Below are 20,266 nucleotides of genomic sequence, written 5' to 3'. Positions count from 1 at the left end.
TCTGAATTTTACACATTACACCAAAGTCTGGGCACGTCCATTTTTTGTCACTGCTTTGTTTATTATGTTGTTTCTTGTCCAGACTTCCTGCCAAACCGAAACAAAAAAATCCGTGTTAATCCTGGCATTTGACCAGCTTGATAACGAACAACTGAACTGCTCTGAAGAAAAGAATGATGAGAACTCTGGCATAGCGTTGATTTGTAAAGAGTTCATGCGCTTTACCCACGCGTACACAACGGCCCTGCAACCGGCAGCGGCGATGGGCTCAATCTTAACCGGACAATACCCGCTGATTCACGGTGTTCACCGCAGCTACGATTCATTATCCTCACCAACCACAACAGTGCAGGAAGCGGCTTACCGCAAAGGCTATCGCACCGCTTTTTTTGCCGGCAATCCGCATATCCTGAAAAAAACCGGCTTATCCCGCTACTTTGACATCTTTGATGATTCGGCTGCCGCCCAGTATTCAAACCAGATTATTAAAGATTTTAAAATCACCTCCGACAGTTTTTTAGAGTGGCAGCAAGAAAACAACACCCCGTTTTTTGCGGTCATCACGAATTCTGAAAACGAAGCCTTAAACGAACAGGACACATCGACTACAAACATCGAACGACTTGATGAAAAGCTATATAATTTTATCCACGAACTGAAAGACCGCGGCCTGTGGGATAAAACTTATGTTTATGTCGTGGGCTTACGCGGCGGCAACAACTATAACCGTTTAAATGAAACACCGTTTTTAAATTTACACTCCGAAAACACGCTGGTGTCACTATTGATCAAACCACCGCGTATGTCAGGCGATGAAGGCATTTCTTGGAAAAACGATACGCCGATTTCGCTGGCCGATATCGGTTACACGCTGAAAAATTTTTTCGGTATCAACGAACCATCAGCACTTGATGGTTTTCCGCTGTTAGATCTTAGCCCGTTTCACAACGATGCCTCAGCCGACAGTTCAATGGCCCCACGTTATTTGCTGATCGAAGCCGCCAACGCCTGGCTTAGAACACCATTGCAGCTGAATTTTGCCCTGATCACCCCGACGCTGTTAATTATCGATCGCAAAGAAGAAACCGAAGTTTTCAGTCTTGCAACCGATCGTTTTGAAGTAGTAAACCTTTACAAAAAAAACAGCGAACAGGATATTCCAAGCCCGCGCCGTTTGTTTATGGCCAGCATTACCCCACCGGCCGATAACGGCATGACCATTGCCAAAAACTATTTAAAAAATACGTTGCCGGCGGCAGAATTTTTCTCGTTAAAAATTGCTGAAACACACCCGCTTTATCTGTATTGGCTTAACCAGCAGCTTAAATCCAAGCAAATCGAAAAACTCGATTTAACCAAGCTAGATATGGCCTACACCGGCTGCCTGAACCTGATCAGCAAACCACCGGTAACTATTTCGCAGCTTAAATCATGTAACGATGATCTGTTTGTTGATTATCTGAAATTCAAACATGCAGCCCAGTTTGATCTTAATGCCGAAAAAGCAAAATTGAACTACGAGCTAAACCGTAAAAAGTATTTTGAAGAAATTAAAATCGGCATCTGGAACTTAGCGCTGGAAAATATCTGGGGCCTGCATGACCCACACAAAAACTGGTATCACCCGCTGATTTTCGTTGATGCGAACTTCGTGCAGTAGCTAATCAAACTGATTGATTTTTGCTGACCAGAAGGTGTTTTGATCGTATTTCGAGCTAAGCTGAATCGCTACGAGATCGCGCATCGAAACCGACGCACATTTGATTTCAATTTCGCGCTCAATCCCTAACAGATCTGTCGGCAATAACACTAAATCATCGAGAAACCCGCCAGATTCGAACACGACAAAGCTCTTATCTTTTTTCTCGGCGGTAAAGGCAAAACGGCCCACCGAGCCGATAGTGATTTCTTTGTTGTGTTTATAACAAACAGCTATTTCAAATCCCTGCGAATACTTTTCTTTGTTATCGACGTACAGGGCTTCATTGGCCAGTAGCAGTGCCACCCGCACTTTATTCGATAACGAAGATAAACTCTCGATATAATCAAACGGTGTCGTCACTTCCAGGTCGGCATCGGCCGCAGACAGATAACGTAAAACTTCATCAATTACTTTTTGCTCGGCTTCGGGGCCACTCCACAGACGCAGGCAAACAAGTAAATTATCATTTAACAGGCTGTGCACATGTGTCTGTGGGAACTTTTGCTGGCCGTTATGTGAGCTGACTTTAAACTTCATAATTAGAAAACCCCATAACGTCTGAGCTTGATAAAGGCCTTACGGTAATAATCACCATCTTCAAGATCGATCTCGATAATTTTTTTCCACTTATCTTTGGCCCCTGGACGGCTTTCTGAACCATCCACATATCCGAAATTTTCATCAATAATTGATTCTTGATACATCACTTTAACCTGATTGCGTAAATCATTCGAGTAGCGCTCGATCTTATCTTTGATCGTCTGGTTGTCCGGATCAAATAACAATGCCGCCCGCAAGGCCATAATACCTTCTTTGAGCTTTCCTTCTTTTAGGTAGACTTCGGCATTAGCGATATTGTTCTGATTGCGCTCTTCTAATTTTTTTTCAATAAATTTAATACGATTTGCCGAAGTGTCTTTTAAACCTTCAGGGTCCGGTAAATCACTGGCGATAACTTCTTTATAAGCCTTAATCGCTTTTTTCGGAAAACCGGTTTCATGCACTTTTTCAGCACGTTCAAAGATTTCGCGTAATTCTTCGCGCTGCTGTTTCGCCATACGCTCAGCCAGCTCTTTGGCTTCGCGGTCACTAATGGTTTTTCTGACCTGACTTAACATTCTTTCTGCTTCAGCGTTGGTCGGGTCATTGATGGTCACCGGCGCTAAACACTCCTGTAACCCTTCGGGCGTGGTTTCCGGCACAATGGATTTTTCACACTTTTCCAGTGTTGCTTTGATCAACGCCTGCATCTCCTGCTGTTCTTTTTCGCGGCGTTCTGTTTCTTGCTGGGTTAACAATGTCTGTTCACCGTTTAACGCCTCGGCCTCATAAAGTTTTGAATCCTTATAACCGAGCGGTAAAAGTTTATGGATATTTTCTAAGTTTTCTTTGGCGATCGAAAACGCCTGCTGACGTAGCGCTTTTTCTGCGTTGTTGTACCATAAATTGATGTTCTCGCGCTCTTCGGGTTTTAACCGTGATAGCGGATTATCCGGATTAAACGCCTGTTGCGTTCCGGTTTTTTGCACGACCGTTGGCGCGTTAATCATCTCACTTAAAAAATACATCCCGACTAAAAATAATGCGACGACAGAATAAAAAACCGGTTTGTTATTTTTAAAGCTTTCCCAGGCCTGCTTAGCCGGGCTCGGCGGCGGACCCTGCTGTTCAGCGGCTGCCGCACCGGCTCCGCCCTGCATACTGTAGTAATCACCCTGCATCTGATCGGCAGGCATGCCGGTAAAAGGTGAACCATCCGGATTTAACTGATCCTGGTAATACCCCTGATCTATTTCCTGCGGATAATTCATATCCTGATTTGGGTCGTACTCTTCCTCAAAAGGAACTTCTTCAAGCGGGATTTCTTCGACCTCATCGACACCGCTACCGGCGGCCATCTGTAAGGGCGGCACTTCAATACGTTCCATACGGTACTGAAAGTTCGGGTCATGAAGTTCGAAGTACATGGTGTTATCAAGTGCGGTGATCGCGTCGCCGGATTTAAGCGGCTGCGGATCGGTACTCGAAATCGGTGAACCATTTAAAAATGTTCCGTTAACACTGGTTAAATCAATGATCGTGTAAATGCCGTTGATTTTTCTGACTTCGAACTGACGGCGGCTGACACGTTGATCGGGAATAATAATCTGGCACGACGGATCGCGGCCCGCAACCCACACATCGCCCACTTCAAGGCGAAGCATCTCGCGCACCTGGCCGTCAGAATTCATCATTTTAATATACGGCACCTGTTGCGCAACACCGATAACAGTGCGTTCGTTTTCTCCGGCCTCAGGCATTTCGCTGGCATTGACCGAATCGCCGGCTGAATCCGGAACATCACTCAAAGTAAACTCGTACGGCGGAATCTGAAAAACCTGACCGTGCTCTAAAGGAATAGACTCTACACGCTGGCCCAATGAAAATATTTCGCCAAAACGCGAAAGTGACGTTAAAATCCAGCGGCCTTCTTCAAATTTTAATTTAAAATGTTCGCGCGAGATGCCTTTTTCAGGTTGTAAACGGATATCACAACTTTCCTTACGCCCACCCACGTATTCACGGTCCGGGCTAAGGTTTAAGTCACTGATCTGTGCTCCCCTTAGTAAAACTTTTAATCTCGACATCTAACGAATTCCCTCAGCGGCCAGTCCACATTTCTCTGACATGCTTTGGGCAATTTGATAACTTTGATCGTTGTTTTTTCCCTGAAGCATAATCAAGACCTGCTCGTACATAGCCTTGCACATTTTAAAATTATGCTTCTGATAATAGCTTTCTCCAAGTGCTAATTTTGTCTTTACGATCTCATCGTAACGGATTTTAGCCAGATATAAATGGCGACGGGCCATCACATGTGTTGGATCGAGATTCAGCACCACCTGAAAAAAGTCCAGGGCACGAGTGTAATTCCCAAGCTGGAAGTCACGCATACCCTTCTGAAAATTCTCTTCGATACGTAAATTCGTCGGCGAGTTCTTTTGGTCCTTTTTAGACTTACGCTTTTGGTCCAGCTCTTTCTCGCTCACTGAATTCAGCTTAACAAGATATTCGTCTTCATACTTCAGAGTTGATTTGATTTCTGTCGACTGGGCTTTTTTCGGTTCTTCCATGTTTAACCAATAAACTAGACCTAAGACCGCTACACCTAAGATTAAATAAAAGCGCGCTTTCGGATTTGCCAGTAAACCGCCGCCGGAATTCACAGCTTTTGCCGGCGCACCACGCGGTACACCCATCTGCATTTCCGGAATAAATTGCGGCCCCATTGGCTGGTTCGGCCTTGGCATCATCTGACCCTGCGGACCCGGCCGGCCCGGTTGCATCGGACCGCGGGCCTGCACCTGACCTTGGCGCTGCGCCGGCACTTGCTGGCGATTGGCCGGAGGCATTGGCCGCTTAAGCGGGGCCTTTTTCGCCTGAGCTGGCGCTGCCGGATCTGGCGAACCCGGTGACGGCGGAGCATCGATGCGCACTAATTGCGGTAGTGGCGCAATGGGTGTGATTTTTTCAATTTCAAAAGCAATTTGTAATTCAGTATCACCTAAAACGAAGGTTGAATCATTGACGAGTTTCCACTTCTGAATTTCTTCAGAGCCAACCATCACTTTGTTTTTCTTCGATAAATTGATGATCTCGATATCCTGGCCAACAACGGTTAAACGTGCATGCTGACGGCTGATCTGCGGGTCGTTAATTAATACGACCTCATTCTCTGGTCCACGCCCCACCGTAAACGAGCTCTTTGCAAGGTGAAAAGTCTGCCCTTCGTGCGGTCCTTTCAGCACTTTCAATTTAATCTGAACTGCGGGGTGTAGCTTTTCAGCCGTTGACATTACTTAACCTTACTCCTGATTCATCTTAGCTAAACTTACAAAGAAATACTCTGGTGCGCCCGAACTGTCTAAAAACGCCTGTAAGAAAATTTCGCACTCAAACTGTGAGAACGGGATTTTATCTTTATGAGTTTCGTAGACCGATTCTTTCGCACGCGCGATTAACGCTTCAATATTCTGCACCATTGCCGGGTCGACGATAGTATTATAATTCTGAGCAACCAGCGCTTCCGGCACTGACTGCACCAGCGTCGCAAACTGGTGATTACAAGCGACCACTGAATTATTGGCGCCGATCACGGCCGCCGGCTGCGTTAACATATTAACCATCTGCGAAAACTCGACATCGCGGTTTTGGCTCGGCTTCAGGTTTTCCGAATCACTGAGCCCGTTCCACACGCGGTTTAAAAGTAAGTTTACATTGGCTACCGTTTTTTGTAATTCAGGGTAATCAAATGCCACTTCGGTACGGTCAGATTTTTCGCGTAAAGCCGTATCAATCTGTCTATTTAAGGTACGCAGCGGGTATTCGATTAAACGGGCAAACAACAAGTACAGTGCAATACCGAATAACGCTGAGATAACCAGAGTCTGCATGAATAAACTGATCACGCGTCCATCGTCGACATTGAGCGAGCTCACGTCGTAAAACACTATCGCGATATATTTCACTGCAGTTTCGCCTGATAACGGGTCATAAGCTGCAATCGGATGGCTCGCACCGATCAAATCCCCTTCGACATTAGCTGCCATCGCACGCGGTTCTTTACGTGCCTGGATGACAAAAGCTTTTGAAGTATCGCGGCCGACTTTTTCAGTCGGAGCCACGATCGCACCGTCTGACTGCTGGACGATGATCGCTTCTTTGATACCATCTTCTTTTAACGCCTCACTCACATTTAACATATTTAACTGACCAGACAGTAACGCCTGCTCGTTAATACGGGCCATAGCACGGGCCACACTTTTGGCACGTTTCGAAGCTTCGTTAAAATTTGATTCTTTAATAATAGTCGTTAACGGAAAAATCGAAGCTAAGGTTACAAACACCACAAATAAAATCATCATTCCCAATAAGACTTGCTTAAACGGAAACACCACCGCCATTTTATAAAATACCGGCATCACGACATTTTCCATGTAGTCGTCAATGCGCTCGCCCAGAGTTTTTTGCGGTTCTACAGCGGCAGCAAAATTATTCTGTTGCGGCGGCACACCTTGCATCGGCATCTGTTGCTGATACATCTGCGCCTGCATCGCGGCCCCACCCTGCATCGGAAATGCCGGCGGTTGCTGGTACATTTGCGGCGGCATTTGCCGTGGCTGCGGCGGCGGACGCTGTGGGCGCGGCTGCAACGCACGTGGAGCCGGTGCTGCTGCTTTCGGGCGGATATCCGGAGACGGAATAACGTCCATAATTACGTCAAATACGCTGACTTTATCACCTAACTTAATAATTGAATTCTGAATTTTAACGCCGTTGACGAAAGTTCCGTTACTTGATTTTAAGTCGACAACGATCACTTTGTCTTTATAGACGTGAATCTCGCAGTGCTCTTTAGAAATACCACCAGAGGTAATCTTAAAATCACAGCTCATTCCCCGGCCTAGCAGGTTTTTTCCCATCTTTAAATCAAAGATCTGGCCGGTTTGCGGGCCGGACAATACTCTAACTGACCACATACAACTGATCTCCTACCTGTAGGTTCCATTTTTCTGCTGTGCCCGCTGCGGCTTCAACCACCGAAGAGGCTTTCCAGAAAGGTCCGATAATCTTATAGGGCTTTACACCCGACACAATCTTTTCGATTTCCATTTTTTTATTCACAAAAATACAATCAATAGCGAAATTCATAAAAAATGTATGAATGTTATTACACGGCTTGATCCACAGTGCGGTGTCAGCCGCTAAGTGTTTACGGCCCAGCAATCCTTTACCACGGGCAAAAAATGACTCGGCCAGCTCCAGATTTTCAATCAGCAGCTCAGCTTTATTGCCATGTTTAATTTTGTAAAGTTTTGCCATTTTTTCCTTGTTCCTATTTGCCGCCGTAGACGAAACCCAATACCACCGGTCCGAAAACCATGATAAATACGGCTGGTAAAATAAATGTCATCAACGGAAGTAAAATTAATTGCGATGCACGCGCACCGGCTTTTTCTGCCCGCACAAAACGCTCTAAACGCATTTGCACTGACTGGTCTTTTAGAACCTGTGAAATCGATGCACCAGTTGCTTCGGCGTCGATCAGAACCGCCACAAATGACGTGATTTCCGGCATATCTAAACGAGCGGCCATTTCTTTTAAGGCATCAGTTTTTGACGAACCGATTTTGATATCTTTTAGCACTGTTTTAAATTCTTCAGCCAATACCGAATTTTCATCAGCGACTTTGTCGACGATCTTTTGGATCGCCCCGAAGAAATCAAGACCTGCCTCAACTGATAACGCCAGTAAGTCGATGAAAAACGGCATATCAGCCTGAACACTTAAAGTTCTGGCGTTCTTCTGCGCCCTACAGTGCATCTGCGGCATGAACCAACCGACCACGCCCAACATACAAAGCACAACTGGCGAAAATCCTAAATCTAGCGAAAAGTTCATGATATTGATAAAGATCGGAAACGCGATTCCCAAAAAGATCTGGTAACCGATAAATTCGTCTTCGTTCATTTCCGAAGTCATACCGCCGGTTTTGATCAGATGACGGATCTTTTTACGGTAATTTTCATTTTTAAATTTTGCCGCATGCTGCAGGGTAAACTGATGCACCATCGGACGACAAAGATTGATGATTCCATTTTTTGATTTTACAGGTTCGGTACCGCTTGCCCATTGCAGCTGCGCTTCGCCAGGTTTCCCTGCCAAAATTGAAGTCATGAAAAGATAAACCGCCACACCTGCTAAGATGAGACCGGTAAATAACATGAGTTCTGCACTACCCATAGATCCTCTTTTGGTTTAAATTTAATTCGAATGAAAAAAATTGTCCTAGCTTCGCAATCTCCGCGACGCGCTGAAATCTTAAAAAAAGCCGGTTATTATTTTGTCTCATTCCCAGTCTTCATATCGGAAATCCCGAATGAAAACCTAAGCTTAGACGAGCAAATAATCGACATCGCCAAGAGGAAAGCCCTGGCCTGTCTGGACCAATGTCCTGACAAAAATCCGGACAATATTATTTTGGCGTCGGACACGATGGTTTGTTTAGACAATTCGGCCATCGGTAAGCCTGAAAACGAACAGGATGCATTTGATACATTGAAGAAACTTTCGGGAAAAATGCACGAGGTAAAGACCGCAGTGGTCCTCCTCGACCAAGGTACTAACGAGATCACGTCTCATATCGAGACTTCACAGGTTTTTTTCAAAAATCTGCCGGATGAAGACATCTGGAACTACATCAAAACCGGCGAACCGCTGGATAAAGCCGGCAGCTACGCCATTCAAGGTTTAGGTGGAAAGTTTGTGGAAAAGTTTGTCGGCGACTACCAGAACGTGGTTGGCCTTCCCCTTACCGCTTTGGAAAAAATTTTTGCCGGCAAAAACTGGCAATTTGAAAAATCAGCGTTATCAGCAATCAAAGCCAAGTTAAAACCAGGCCAGAACCTTTTGGCCGTAAGCAAACTACAGCCGGTTGAAAAAATCCGCGAACTTGTCCTAATGGACCAAAATGCGTTTGGCGAAAATTACATTCAGGAAGCTCTTGAAAAAATCGAAGCTTTAAAAGATTTAAATTTAGAGTGGCATTTAATAGGGCCGATTCAGAAAAATAAAGTTAAATATTTAAAAAACCATTTTGCCTACTTGCACGCCATCGATTCACTGGAACTGGCCGAGTTAGTTTCGAAAAAAGCTTCTGAAATTGGTCATGTGCAAAAGGTTTTTATTCAGGTAAATCTTGCCAACGAAGCCACCAAGGCGGGTTTTGACGAGGCCACAGCACTGGCCGCCTGGCCAAAGTTGACACAGCTTTCTAATATAAAAATCGTGGGGCTAATGACCATGCCGCCGCTGCAAAACGACGCTCAAGACAACCAAATTCATTTTAAAAAATTAAAAGCCATGGCGGAGCGCTTGCAACAATCGGGCGAACCGCTCGAGCTGTCGATGGGAACAAGCCATGACTTTGAAATCGCCCTCAAAGAAGGTGCGACATGGATTCGAATCGGCACGGTTTTGTTTGGCGAACGTCAAAAAGTAAAGTAATATTTTCTGTATGACTCATCCTTTACTTAAGACGTACAAAGTTGGCTTCATCGGCGCAGGACACATGGCTCAGGCTCTTATCAAAGGGATTATGGAGTCTAAATTACTTCGACCGGATCAGATTTTGGTTTCTAACCGCACTCCGGGCAAGCCTCTTAAGTTAAAAGAACTCTATCAAATCCAGGTGCGTGATCATAACGAACAAATCGTTGAAGAGTGTGATATCGTGATCTTAGCGATGAAGCCGCAGGATCTGCCACAAGCCATGGCAAACCTGGCTTCGGCATTTAACGAAAATCAAATCGTTATTTCATTAGCGGCCGGAATCACCATGCGCTCATTACAAAAAATGATTCCGCAACCCCGATTGGTTCGCTTAATGCCAAATACACCGTCATTAATCGGCCGCGGTGTTTTGGGTGTCTTAGCCAATAAGAAAGATGAAGTCGTAACTGAAATTACCAAAGATCTTTTTTCTGGTTTAGGTGTAATCTTAGAATTAGAAACCGAAGATCAGTTCGATGCTTTAATGATCTCATGCTCAAGCGGTACGGGGTTTGTCTTCGAAATGATGATGTACTGGCAGGATTGGATTATCGAACACGGATTTACTCCGGAACAAGCCAAGATGATGACCATTGAAACTTTTGTCGGTGCTTCACTGCTGGCTGCGCAGTCTGCCGGTGTTGATATTGAAGAACTACAGCAACGGGTCACTTCAAAAAAAGGCGTGACCGCCGCTGGTTTAAATTCAATGCGCGAACTTGAAATCGAGCGCGCATTACGTATTAGTTTCGAAAAAGCGGCTTTACGCTCACAAGAAATCTCACGCCAGACGTAAGTCTGGCTCCCTCACAAAGCATTACGACCAAGGTCGCTCAACCGAAAGTACAGGTTATAGGCACATCCTTGGACTCGACTTTTTTTTAGGGCAAGTATTACCTATACTAAAATAGTGAACCACGGGTTTCGTTAATTTGATTCATGGAGGAATTAAATGAAATTTTACCCTACTGAAATAGCTAATAAGACCTTTGATCGTAAGATGATGGGCTTTGATCCTGAGCAAGTAGTTAATTTTCTAACTGTTATCGCAGCACAAACAGAAAATTTGGCCCAACAGATTCAATCTTTGACTGAAGAATTAAAAGAAAAAGAATTACAGCTTCACGAATTTCGTGACCGCGACAATGTATTACGTAGCGCGATTACGCAAGCTACTAAAATGACTGATCAAATGAAAACTGAAGCTGAGCACGAAGTTAAATTGATCATCGCCGATGCCCAACAAAAGGCTGAGACGATCACTCGTGATGCAAAAGACTCATTACGCAAAATCTATCAGGAAATTTCTGATCTTAAAAAATCCAGAATGCAATTCGAAGCCAATCTAAAAGCCATGGCGCAAGCTCACTTATCTTTAATTGAGCAAGCCGAAGCTTACATGCCAAAAATGCGCATGCAGCACATGGATCTTGAGTAGCTCTACTTAAAATAACTATCCAAAACCAAATCGCCCCTCCCAACGACGATTTACAACATGATGAGAGAGAAAAAATCAGAACTGGTATTAGTTACGATACCAGTTCTGATTGTGTGCGAAGCTGCCGTTGATTTCTTCCGGCAACTTTCCTAATTCGTGATGTTTTACCAAATAATTGGCGTTTAATAAAAACCCGATCGCTAATTTCACAACAGCGTGAAGGCAGTAAGCGATCAGGTTAATACACTTGAGAACGCTTTTCCAAAGGCGCCAAAGCTCCTCCGCGTTTACGTTTTCCCAGTTTTCATAGTGTGCTAAATAACTTTTAGCGTTTTTCATAAATAGTCCTTTTTGTGCTCGTCTCCGGGCACGGTTAATTAAAAATTATTGATTGGTTCTGATTTGCGAATGAAAAACCACAACGGTTGTTGTTGATAATTATTATTATCAATCAGTTCATTCTTTTGTTTTTTTTGGTTCTTTGCTAGAAGCGCTCTAACTTGAGAAAAAATATCTACTGCTAGAATTGCTGCGACTTAGGAGAACCGGTCATATCCGACACTGTATTAGCTGCTTCGACGTCGTTAAATCCTAAGGCGACAGTAGCTGCTAACATCTTTTTAATATATGTAATCATATGCGATTCTCCTTTCATAAGAATAAAGACAAGTTATCTGAAGCCAGAAAACTTGTCTAGATTTATTTTGTTATGATTGTAATAAGAAGGACTACTGGGGCAGTTTTACTGCTAACTACTCGGTAGTTTTTTTCTTTTTCTTTTTAAGCTTCTTTAATTTGATCGTATAGCCGAGCTGATCAAGATCTTGCTGCGTTGCTGGATCCATACTGGTTCCATTTTGGGGTTGCGGTTGCGGCTGTTGCTCTTCTTCGATCGGCTGCACGTAATCATCGCTGCCTGGATTGATCGATTTAAAATAATTCTGGTCTACACCGTCATCAGTGTTTTCACGAAAGCTGTTATCAACCGGTTTAGCCTTTTTCTTTGCCGGGCGCACACGGCGAACCGAAGCTGCATCATCATCTTCGCCAACGCTGTGATCATTACGGCCATAGTCCAGAGTTAATGTTAAAGCGGCTCCGACAAAAAATCCCGATGAATAATTTGAACCTGTAACATCCGCTCCGCCATAGGCTTTGAATTTAATAAAATCTGTCATCGCAAAATTTAAAAACAATTCGGCTGCTAATGAATTTGGATTAATCGAATAAAACTTTTTGCTGCCACCGTTAACCCGTGTCGTGACCAAATCACGGCGTGAAGCCGAATTTGTGTACTGATCATCTTTAACCGAGCTGAAACCTTCAATCGCAGCACCGATACCTAATTCTGAAAACCGAAATTCTCCGCCGGCACCGTAAGTTAGAAGCGTTGATAACCCCTCAGAGCGGATATTACCGCCTAAATACGCATACGGATAAAAGCTGCCTAAATCCATGCGCATCAAAACCGTTGGTTTGATTTCAGTGGCCCCGTTATTATTTAAAACATCATCACCGGTTTCGCTGACTTTTTCTAATGGGTGCGAGTATTCAAAATCCAAGATCGTCTGAAAGCTGTCGTAGTTAAGCAACTGGTAGTCGACCCCGACATCAAGACGGTTAAAAGTCGAATTGCTGCGTGTATCAATCGGGTCAACAGATTCAGCCGTGCCGATATTACCTCCGGCACGCACCCCGAAATCACGAAACATCCCCCAGCGTAATTGCGGGTTAACATCAATGATCTGGTAGCTGTTTTCGAAGGCAAGATCCTGCTTTTCGCCGCCAGAATCAAAATTGGCCGTTGTTTTATAAAACTGCGTATCAATAGCCAAATCAAAACGTTGTGAGCGGTACACCTGGTACGGATCAAAAAATGCCTTTGCTTGGGCAGTTGAAAAAAGAGCCAATCCTAGAATGGTCAATTTCACCTTAAAACGCGCTGTAGTTGATGTTTTTTTCATAGCCACACCAGTGTAACCGAGTTTATATACTAAGAGCAGAAGACTAAGGTCTAGATCGGCTTAAATGAAAGATTCAAATACCAAACCACTTATCGTAATTTTTTTCACTGTTTTCATTTACCTTTTAGGTTTCGGCATGATCATTCCGGTATTGCCGCTGTTAAGCACCCACTACGGTGCAACACCATGGATTGCCGGCCTTCTGATGTCGTGTTATTCGCTGATGCAATTTCTCTTTGCCCCGTTCTGGGGAAAACTCTCTGACCGCTACGGCCGCCGCCCGATTTTAATGTGGTGCTTACTCGGCGAAATGATTTCTTATTTGGTGCTGGCTTATTCGCGCTCGTTAGAGATGTTGTTCGTCGCGCGTATCTTAACCGGATTTTTCGGTGCTTCAATTTCAACAGCATCGGCTTATGTATCTGATGTGACGACTCCGGAAAACCGCTCAAAAGGCATGGCGGTCATCGGCGTGGCCTTTGGGTTAGGATTTTTATTCGGCCCTGCCATCGGCGGTGGTCTAACTGTGTGGGCCGAAACCATGTCGACGGATATGGGATTTATCGCAAGCTTTTCATCTTACGGCGTGGCCTTACTTTGCTTATTCACGTTTATCTATGCTTTTTTTAATTTAAAAGAATCCATCAGCGCTGAAGTGCGCGCCAAGAACAGTGCCGACAAACAAAAAAAGTTCTCGCAGCTTATGCGATACTTCAATATGAAAACCGTAGGACCTCTGATCACCGGCTTTGCACTGGCGACCCTATCAATGGCCCTGATGGAGTCGACATTAGTGCTTTACATGAAAGAGCACTTTAAATGGAACATCAAAGAGGTCAGTTTTGGTTTTGCTTACATCGGTGTGATCATTGTTTTTACCCAAGGCTTTTTAGTGCGCCGTCTGTTACCTAAAATCGGCGAAAAGAAAATCTTATGCACCGGTTTATTTCTATTGGGCCTAGGCCTGATCGGAATCGCCTTTGCGCCAACTATCCCGATGATGGGTGTCGTGATGACGTTACTTTCACTGGGACACGGCCTCACTAACCCGGCTTTCATGGGCAGCGTATCACTGTTAGTTCCGGCCGAAGAACAGGGTGTCGCCTTAGGCACCACCCAGAGTTTATCGGCGCTAGGGCGTGTGATCGGCCCTGCGATCGGTGGCTTTTTGCTGCAAAATGCATTTAAGGGTTCGCCGTTTGTGTTAGCGGGTGGTTTAACGATGCTGGCACTGGCCATTGTTTTTATGATTTATAAAGATTTGCCTGATCACGGCAAAAAGGTGGCGTCATGAGTTTTAATAAAATTGGCTATTACCAGCTGAACAATCTGATCGAAAACCGTGTGCCGTTTTTATTTTTAAATTATGGGACAGATTTGTCCCCGTGGTACCAATCCCTTCAAAAGCTGCATGTTGAAGCCTGGCAGGTCATACTGACCGAAGCTCAGACCCAAAGCGAATTAGATAGCCGTAAAATCCCTAAAGACTTCGCGATTCTGCTACTTTGCCCTGATGGCAAGCAATCTGAGCGCATAGCCAAAGATTTAGAAAAAAAGGGTTATACAAACGTCTATCTGATTGATGGCGGTTACCAGCAAATGGTGACTGATCGGGGCTAATTTGCTAGGCTAATCGCCTATGACAAATCCAACTACTTCCACCTCAGGTGGAGCCGCTAACCTCGCAGACCGTTACAATCCACAAGATGTTGAAGCTACTGTTTACAAACAGTGGGAAGATAAGGGCTATTTCAAAGCTCAGGATCAATCAACAAAACCTCCGTTTTCAATTATCTTGCCCCCACCGAACGTCACAGGCTTTTTACACTTAGGTCACGCACTTGATCACACCATCCAGGATTTATTAATCCGCTGGAAACGTATGTCTGGCTTTAATGCCATGTGGTTACCGGGTACGGATCACGCCGGCATCGCCACTCAAACTGTCGTTGAAAAAGAATTAAAGAAAAACGGCGGCGTTACCCGTCATGATTTAGGACGCGAAAAATTCGTTGAAAAAGTCTGGGAGTGGAAGCACGAATACGGTGACCGGATTTACCGTCAAATGCGCCGTTTAGGAGATTCATGTGACTGGGACCGCGCCACATTTACTTTAGATGAAGGTGTTTCAAAAGCAGTTCGCAAAGTTTTCGTTTCATTATACAAAAAGAATTTAATCTACAAAGGTCAGCGTTTAGTTAACTGGTCAGGGCCGCTTGAATCAGCGATCTCTGATCTTGAAGTTGAGCACAAACAAGTTAAAGGTACACTCTACCACATCAACTACCCGGTTGATGGCACTGGTGAGCTTTTAACAGTAGCGACAACTCGTCCAGAAACTATGTTAGGTGATACCGCACTTTGCGTTCACCCAGATGATGAGCGCTACAAACACTTAATCGGAAAAACGGTTACGGTTCCGTTAATCAACCGTAAAATCAAAATCATCGCAGATACTTATGTTGATCTTAATTTCGGATCTGGTGTGGTTAAAATTACCCCGGCCCATGATTTTAACGATTACAAAATCGGTAAAACGCACAAATTAGATTTTATTAATATCTTAACTAAAAAAGCGACGATGAATGAAAACGCCGGTCCGTACCAGGGTTTAAAAGTTCAGGAAGCGCGCAAAAAAGTTCGTGAAGATTTATTGGCCCTTGGCTTACTGGTAAAAGAAGAGCCGCACATGATGTCGGTGGGCCACTGCTCGCGCACTGATGCGGTGGTTGAGCCATACCTTTCTGAACAATGGTTTCTAAAAATGGATGAACTTGCAATCCCGGCTAAGCGCGTGGTTGAGTCAGGCACCATCCGTTTTGAACCGGAGTCGTGGACTAAAGTTTACCTTCACTGGATGAACATTATCGAAGACTGGTGTATCTCGCGCCAGTTATGGTGGGGCCACAGAATTCCGGCCTGGCACTGTAACGACTGTGAAAAACACACGGTCGCCGAAGTCACTCCCGAAAAATGTGAACACTGCGGAAGCACCAAAGTAAACCAGGAAGAAGACGTCTTAGATACCTGGTTTTCTTCGGCGCTTTGGCCGTTTTCTACAATGGGTTGGCCTTCTGAGGATCAGCACTCTGTTGAAACACAAAAAACTTTCTACCCGACAAATTACTTAGTGACCGGTCATGATATTATTTTCTTCTGGGTAGCCAGAATGATCGTGATGGGCGTTGAATTTAAAAAGGACGTACCGTTTAGAACCGTGTACGTGCACGGACTCGTGCGCGATGCCCAGGGCCGTAAGATGTCAAAATCACTTGGTAACTCGATTGATCCGATCGATATGATCGATAAATACGGCGCTGATGCTTTAAGATTCAGTTTCTTGGCCCACTTGTTTAGCGGTAAGGATTTTAAATTCTCAGAACAGCGTTTAGAAGGTTACCGAAATTTTATGAACAAAGTTTGGAATGCATCTCGCTTTGTGCTTTCTAATATTGCCGATATGCCAATCCCGGCTGAGGGTTTAAAGGCTCTGCCGAATAAAGCCAATATCAGTGTGTTTGACCAGTGGATTATTTCAAAACTGGGCGAAGTCGAGAAAAAAGTGCAGGAGTCTTTAGAAGCAGAAAAATTTTCTGAAGCTGCTTTAGAGCTTTACCACTTTATCTGGAACGAGTTCTGTGACTGGTACATCGAGTTTTCAAAACCGATCATGCAATCAACCAACGCAGAAGAAAAACGCGCAACCCAATTAGTGATGGCGCAGGTCTTAAACCGCATGATCAGATTACTTCACCCGTTCTGCCCGTTTATCACTGAAGAAATCTACGCCAAACTTCCGCTAAAAGGCGAAGCTTGTATCATTGATCAGTATCCGACCGTTACTAATGATAAAGACCTACTGGCTTTAGGCAGTAAAAAATCTGAGCATGAGATCGATATCGTTAAAGAAGTGATCACGGCGATCCGCAATATCCGCGGTGAGAACCGTATCAGCCCGGCAACAAAACTCAATGTACGTTTAGGTGTAAATGAAGCTTCAGTTCAAAAGACATTAAGCGAAAACCGTACGGCCATTATGACCATCGGCCGCTTAGAGAACTTAGATATCGGCACAGAAGGTAACTTAATGAAATGCGCCGTAGCCCCGGTATCGGTGCGTGAAGCGCAGGTTAAGGTCATTATCCCGCTAGAAGGTTTAGTGGATTTTGGTGAAGAGTTAAAACGTATCCAAAAAACAATCGAAAAGCTGGATAAAGATATTAACTTACTGACCAATAAACTTTCGAACGAGAAATTCGTCGCTAATGCAGATGAAGACGTCATCGCCGCTGACCGCCAGTTACTGGCGCAATCAAAAGTGCAAGTGGCTTCACTTAAAGAAGCCTTGACGCGTTTTCAGTAGGAACTTGCAACAATCTGAAATTAAAAAGGGGCTTTATAAGCCCCTTTTTTTATTCGAACATGTAGCCCACGCCCCACTCATACAGATATGCAGTTTTGGGAAATACCGTACGCGAGTAGTGCTTCCACAGTGATTTTGGTTTATCCGAAAATCGATGTTCTTTAGCCGGAATTCGCTTGCCTAAGTGATCCTGTGGAACGATCAGATAAAACAACCTCTCAGTGCGCACCTGTATTTTATCCTCGTAGTTAAGTTCTAAAGGTGCAGCTTTATCTAACTGGGCATTGACCTGCGGAAAGACGCAGTATCTTGCCGCCTGCGGAATTTTTTTGGAGTAGTCGACAAAATCAATTCTCGCTTCGTTCGGAAACTGGTATTTGACCATGCCTTCTAACATAAACTGATGAATCTCTTTTCTATTGCCGCAAAAGCCCATCGCACTTTGCAGAAACTCATCACTGGCACGCGCATCAAAAGATAGCTTCGGGTACCAGATATTATCTGAATAAATACTGCCTTTACGTAACTCGCCGGAAAGCTCTTTATCTTTAAACGCCGGCATGGCCGCTAAAAAATTATAACTCTCGCCGGTGAATCTTAACGTGAACCTACCTTCATCTTTACCTGCAAGATAAATACTCTGCCTGTTCATGGCGATATTACCACCATGGGCATAGTTATTTCCGTCGCAGCCGAAATTTCCCCAACGGCAAGGATAGCTCGCTGCTGTAACTGATTCGGCTTCAGTTGGTTTACGTGTTGATTTTTCTAATTTCACAGAAATAACTTTATTCGGCAGATCAGAAATCTGAATCACATCCTGAAAGCTACAGCCGGCTTTATTCTTGGCCTCAATCTGAAAAGTACCGGTGAGTAAATGCACTTGCCCCGTGCCTGAGCTTGGCGCATCCATCTGATATAACAGAGTTTTATCCTGACTGATCACCACTTGTGACGGGCCTTTGCAGGCCGCATCCCCGGATTGTAATTTAAATTCGACGATTTCAGCATTGGCGGCAAATGCGATTAAACTCAACGTAAAAACTATCAACGTATTCATGACTTCTAGTTTAGCGAAGTCGTGAGCCAACACACAGGTTAGGTCAAAGAATCTGGACCTTAGTTCATTCCTTTATAGGTATGGATTTCGCTCTGTGCCTCAGCTTCAGTCTGATCTAAATCAAACGGCTTATAAACATCGCCGTACGTCGGACAAAAAGCCGCAAAATCAGATTGGTTACCCTGACGTCCGCCCCAGCGGCCAAAGACATCTTCGTTCGGATTTGATGATAAATATCCTCGAAATACACGGCGCTTGATCTCGGCCATATCTAATTCTTCTTTGCCGATTTTTACGCGGCAAATAGATAACTCACTCGGTGCTATCGCATTTTTAGCGTCAGCTGATTCGTTTTTTGCCGACAACTCCGGAGATGCGAATATACGTTTAAACTGTTTTAGACGTAACTCGGTGAAACCTTTTGGACCAAGTGTCTGCATACCATGCACGAAATACGCCCGCGCTAACATGATAGCATCAAATAGACGGCGGTCACGGCTCGGGGTTGATAATAAATCATACTGTTTGGCAATCAGGCACTGCGCATGCGGCAATGCTTTTTGCTCGGCTCTGAAATCACTGATCATATCAATAAAGTCTTCTTCTTGCTGGGTCAGCGGGCTTGCGCTGACTTTCTTCTGAAGAATTTGATACTCAGAAGCCAGGGCAATCTTTAATTGCTTTTTATAGTGTTCGGCCTCATCAACTGCAGTGATCCGCTGTTTTACGTCATCACAGGCATCTTTTAACAGGCGTTCAACAATTTCCTGCAGGGATTCTTTCTTTTTGGCTAACCTGCTCTGTATTGTCTGCTTCCACGAATTTAAATTAAGTTCGTACTGGTCATTACTGTACTCAGGCAATGATTTTGGGTTATCCAAAATTTTATCCACCGGAATCCAGTAACGAAAGCCTGCATAGCTGTCGGCAACGTAAACCGGAATTTTAATTTTTGCTGAAAGCGGATTATTCGGGTCCGACAGTTTTTCATCCGGCTGAAAAACCCAGAACGGGTTTGGCCAGCTTGAACGTTGCTGCAGTTTAGAACCAGAAGCTTTACCGACGACCGAGTTGTACACCAAACGCGGGTTACCTAAGGCGTCGATATCCGCAATGGTCCACGAATGGTGATTGATCTTAGAGGTTAAGATAATCACGCCTGAGCCGATTTTATTTAACGAAACCGGGTAAGTGTCATGCTGTAAACTTGTGGTACTTACGATACTGAATAACATCAGTAAAAATGCGCGTAAACGCGGTACACCTTCAGGAAAATTATCAAAGCGCTTGAGCGATTGATCGATGGTTTTTTTAGTGTTCGAAGGATTTTTAATGGCCCATGGTAAGCCGTGTTCAAAAGAGAAAATCACGCGTAAGGCATAAACGGTATCAGCACAGTCAGCAGTAATACCGAAGTAAGGATTTTTTTTCGTCTTTTTGGCATCTAAATACTCACGTGAAAACATGTCGACTTTGGCGTTTTTCTTGACCCATTCCTGATAGCGGGTTTCCATGGCTGGCGACCACTGTTGGGTTACCGTCCAGACATCAGCCATGACTGATGTGGCCTGCACCAGGAGTGTTAAGAATAACGATATGGCCAGCTTTTTCACGATAACGTCCTCACTCGCCCAAGTCAGGGCGCTA

At 44.5% G+C, this 20,266-nt stretch carries 17 protein-coding genes; 7 read left to right on the top strand and 10 right to left on the bottom strand.

Annotation, left to right across the window (positions count from 1 at the left end):
* Positions 1 to 64 precede the first annotated feature (64 nt).
* Positions 65 to 1,660, top strand: coding sequence for a sulfatase-like hydrolase/transferase (locus AC04MM_RS07235; protein WP_475379669.1), 1,596 nt, complete (start codon positions 65 to 67; stop codon positions 1,658 to 1,660).
* Here AC04MM_RS07235 and AC04MM_RS07230 read toward each other — a convergent pair whose 3' ends face one another.
* From AC04MM_RS07230 to AC04MM_RS07205, 6 genes are read right to left on the bottom strand one after another with little or no spacing between them, the layout of a single operon-like run.
* Positions 1,661 to 2,239 carry a hypothetical protein gene (locus tag AC04MM_RS07230; protein ID WP_475379668.1) on the bottom strand — a complete coding sequence of 193 codons (579 nt, stop codon included), beginning with the start codon at positions 2,237 to 2,239 and terminating at the stop codon, positions 1,661 to 1,663. It abuts the gene before it with no gap.
* 2 nt (positions 2,240 to 2,241) lie between these two features.
* Positions 2,242 to 4,329, bottom strand: a complete 2,088-nt coding sequence (locus tag AC04MM_RS07225) for an FHA domain-containing protein (RefSeq protein ID WP_475379667.1) — start codon at positions 4,327 to 4,329, stop codon at positions 2,242 to 2,244.
* On the bottom strand, positions 4,330 to 5,538 hold the full coding sequence (locus AC04MM_RS07220; RefSeq protein WP_475379666.1) for an FHA domain-containing protein: 1,209 nt from the start codon (positions 5,536 to 5,538) through the stop codon (positions 4,330 to 4,332).
* Between the two features lie 9 nt (positions 5,539 to 5,547).
* Positions 5,548 to 7,221, bottom strand: coding sequence for an FHA domain-containing protein (locus AC04MM_RS07215; protein WP_475379665.1), 1,674 nt, complete (start codon positions 7,219 to 7,221; stop codon positions 5,548 to 5,550).
* Positions 7,208 to 7,564: a DUF192 domain-containing protein gene (locus AC04MM_RS07210; RefSeq protein ID WP_475379664.1), complete on the bottom strand. Its 357-nt coding sequence runs from the start codon at positions 7,562 to 7,564 to the stop codon at positions 7,208 to 7,210. The genes AC04MM_RS07215 and AC04MM_RS07210 overlap by 14 nt, the downstream gene beginning before the upstream one ends.
* 13 nt (positions 7,565 to 7,577) lie before the next feature.
* The gene (locus AC04MM_RS07205; RefSeq protein ID WP_475379663.1) at positions 7,578 to 8,486 is read right to left on the bottom strand and encodes a type II secretion system F family protein; all 909 of its coding nucleotides are present in this window, start codon (positions 8,484 to 8,486) and stop codon (positions 7,578 to 7,580) included.
* A gap of 30 nt (positions 8,487 to 8,516) precedes the next feature.
* Here AC04MM_RS07205 and AC04MM_RS07200 point away from each other — a divergent pair, with 30 nt between their 5' ends.
* The 3 genes from AC04MM_RS07200 (at position 8,517) to AC04MM_RS07190 (ending at position 11,232) form a co-directional block, all read left to right on the top strand.
* On the top strand, positions 8,517 to 9,749 hold the full coding sequence (locus tag AC04MM_RS07200; RefSeq protein WP_475379662.1) for a YggS family pyridoxal phosphate-dependent enzyme: 1,233 nt from the start codon (positions 8,517 to 8,519) through the stop codon (positions 9,747 to 9,749).
* A gap of 10 nt (positions 9,750 to 9,759) precedes the next feature.
* Positions 9,760 to 10,590: a pyrroline-5-carboxylate reductase family protein gene (locus AC04MM_RS07195; RefSeq protein ID WP_475379661.1), complete on the top strand. Its 831-nt coding sequence runs from the start codon at positions 9,760 to 9,762 to the stop codon at positions 10,588 to 10,590.
* A gap of 156 nt (positions 10,591 to 10,746) precedes the next feature.
* On the top strand, positions 10,747 to 11,232 hold the full coding sequence (locus AC04MM_RS07190; protein ID WP_475379660.1) for a DivIVA domain-containing protein: 486 nt from the start codon (positions 10,747 to 10,749) through the stop codon (positions 11,230 to 11,232).
* An 87-nt stretch (positions 11,233 to 11,319) separates the two neighbouring features.
* Here AC04MM_RS07190 and AC04MM_RS07185 read toward each other — a convergent pair whose 3' ends face one another.
* Positions 11,320 to 11,571, bottom strand: a complete 252-nt coding sequence (locus tag AC04MM_RS07185) for a hypothetical protein (RefSeq protein WP_475379659.1) — start codon at positions 11,569 to 11,571, stop codon at positions 11,320 to 11,322.
* A 413-nt stretch (positions 11,572 to 11,984) separates the two neighbouring features.
* Positions 11,985 to 13,196 carry a hypothetical protein gene (locus tag AC04MM_RS07180; protein WP_475379658.1) on the bottom strand — a complete coding sequence of 404 codons (1,212 nt, stop codon included), beginning with the start codon at positions 13,194 to 13,196 and terminating at the stop codon, positions 11,985 to 11,987.
* Positions 13,197 to 13,260: 64 nt separating this feature from the next.
* On the opposite strand from AC04MM_RS07180, the gene AC04MM_RS07175 reads away from it, so the two are divergent.
* Genes AC04MM_RS07175 through AC04MM_RS07165 form a run of 3 tightly spaced genes read left to right on the top strand, consistent with a single transcriptional unit; the run spans position 13,261 to position 17,559 of the window.
* Positions 13,261 to 14,490 (top strand): MFS transporter, encoded by a 1,230-nt coding sequence (locus tag AC04MM_RS07175; RefSeq protein WP_475379657.1) that lies wholly within the window; start codon positions 13,261 to 13,263, stop codon positions 14,488 to 14,490.
* Positions 14,487 to 14,816 (top strand): rhodanese-like domain-containing protein, encoded by a 330-nt coding sequence (locus AC04MM_RS07170; protein ID WP_475379656.1) that lies wholly within the window; start codon positions 14,487 to 14,489, stop codon positions 14,814 to 14,816. Before AC04MM_RS07175 ends, AC04MM_RS07170 begins: the two co-directional genes overlap by 4 nt.
* Before the next feature lie 19 nt (positions 14,817 to 14,835).
* Positions 14,836 to 17,559 (top strand): valine--tRNA ligase, encoded by a 2,724-nt coding sequence (locus tag AC04MM_RS07165; protein ID WP_475379655.1) that lies wholly within the window; start codon positions 14,836 to 14,838, stop codon positions 17,557 to 17,559.
* Positions 17,560 to 17,608: 49 nt separating this feature from the next.
* Here the strand turns inward: AC04MM_RS07165 and AC04MM_RS07160 are convergent, their stop codons facing one another.
* Both AC04MM_RS07160 and AC04MM_RS07155 read right to left on the bottom strand, forming a co-directional pair.
* Positions 17,609 to 18,619 carry a hypothetical protein gene (locus tag AC04MM_RS07160; protein WP_475379654.1) on the bottom strand — a complete coding sequence of 337 codons (1,011 nt, stop codon included), beginning with the start codon at positions 18,617 to 18,619 and terminating at the stop codon, positions 17,609 to 17,611.
* 59 nt (positions 18,620 to 18,678) lie between these two features.
* Complete coding sequence (locus AC04MM_RS07155) at positions 18,679 to 20,232, bottom strand: hypothetical protein (RefSeq protein WP_475379653.1); 1,554 nt, start codon at positions 20,230 to 20,232, stop codon at positions 18,679 to 18,681.
* Positions 20,233 to 20,266 lie beyond the last annotated feature (34 nt).

It is taken from the genome of Bdellovibrio sp. SBM16, assembly GCF_056175625.1.
This window is presented reverse-complemented; position numbering and strand designations above follow the sequence as displayed.

Excerpts from the sequence above, each read along its gene's own strand:
- AC04MM_RS07170 (WP_475379656.1), top strand. The coding sequence starts at position 14,487 with ATGAGTTTTAATAAAATTGGCTATTACCAGCTGAACAATCTGATCGAA.
- AC04MM_RS07220 (WP_475379666.1), bottom strand. The coding sequence starts at position 5,538 with ATGTCAACGGCTGAAAAGCTACACCCCGCAGTTCAGATTAAATTGAAA.
- AC04MM_RS07180 (WP_475379658.1), bottom strand. The coding sequence starts at position 13,196 with ATGAAAAAAACATCAACTACAGCGCGTTTTAAGGTGAAATTGACCATT.
- AC04MM_RS07195 (WP_475379661.1), top strand. The coding sequence starts at position 9,760 with ATGACTCATCCTTTACTTAAGACGTACAAAGTTGGCTTCATCGGCGCA.
- AC04MM_RS07165 (WP_475379655.1), top strand. The coding sequence starts at position 14,836 with ATGACAAATCCAACTACTTCCACCTCAGGTGGAGCCGCTAACCTCGCA.
- AC04MM_RS07200 (WP_475379662.1), top strand. The coding sequence starts at position 8,517 with ATGAAAAAAATTGTCCTAGCTTCGCAATCTCCGCGACGCGCTGAAATC.
- AC04MM_RS07230 (WP_475379668.1), bottom strand. The coding sequence starts at position 2,239 with ATGAAGTTTAAAGTCAGCTCACATAACGGCCAGCAAAAGTTCCCACAG.
- AC04MM_RS07175 (WP_475379657.1), top strand. The coding sequence starts at position 13,261 with ATGAAAGATTCAAATACCAAACCACTTATCGTAATTTTTTTCACTGTT.
- AC04MM_RS07185 (WP_475379659.1), bottom strand. The coding sequence starts at position 11,571 with ATGAAAAACGCTAAAAGTTATTTAGCACACTATGAAAACTGGGAAAAC.
- AC04MM_RS07235 (WP_475379669.1), top strand. The coding sequence starts at position 65 with ATGTTGTTTCTTGTCCAGACTTCCTGCCAAACCGAAACAAAAAAATCC.
- AC04MM_RS07215 (WP_475379665.1), bottom strand. The coding sequence starts at position 7,221 with ATGTGGTCAGTTAGAGTATTGTCCGGCCCGCAAACCGGCCAGATCTTT.
- AC04MM_RS07210 (WP_475379664.1), bottom strand. The coding sequence starts at position 7,564 with ATGGCAAAACTTTACAAAATTAAACATGGCAATAAAGCTGAGCTGCTG.
- AC04MM_RS07190 (WP_475379660.1), top strand. The coding sequence starts at position 10,747 with ATGAAATTTTACCCTACTGAAATAGCTAATAAGACCTTTGATCGTAAG.
- AC04MM_RS07160 (WP_475379654.1), bottom strand. The coding sequence starts at position 18,619 with ATGAATACGTTGATAGTTTTTACGTTGAGTTTAATCGCATTTGCCGCC.
- AC04MM_RS07225 (WP_475379667.1), bottom strand. The coding sequence starts at position 4,329 with ATGTCGAGATTAAAAGTTTTACTAAGGGGAGCACAGATCAGTGACTTA.
- AC04MM_RS07205 (WP_475379663.1), bottom strand. The coding sequence starts at position 8,486 with ATGGGTAGTGCAGAACTCATGTTATTTACCGGTCTCATCTTAGCAGGT.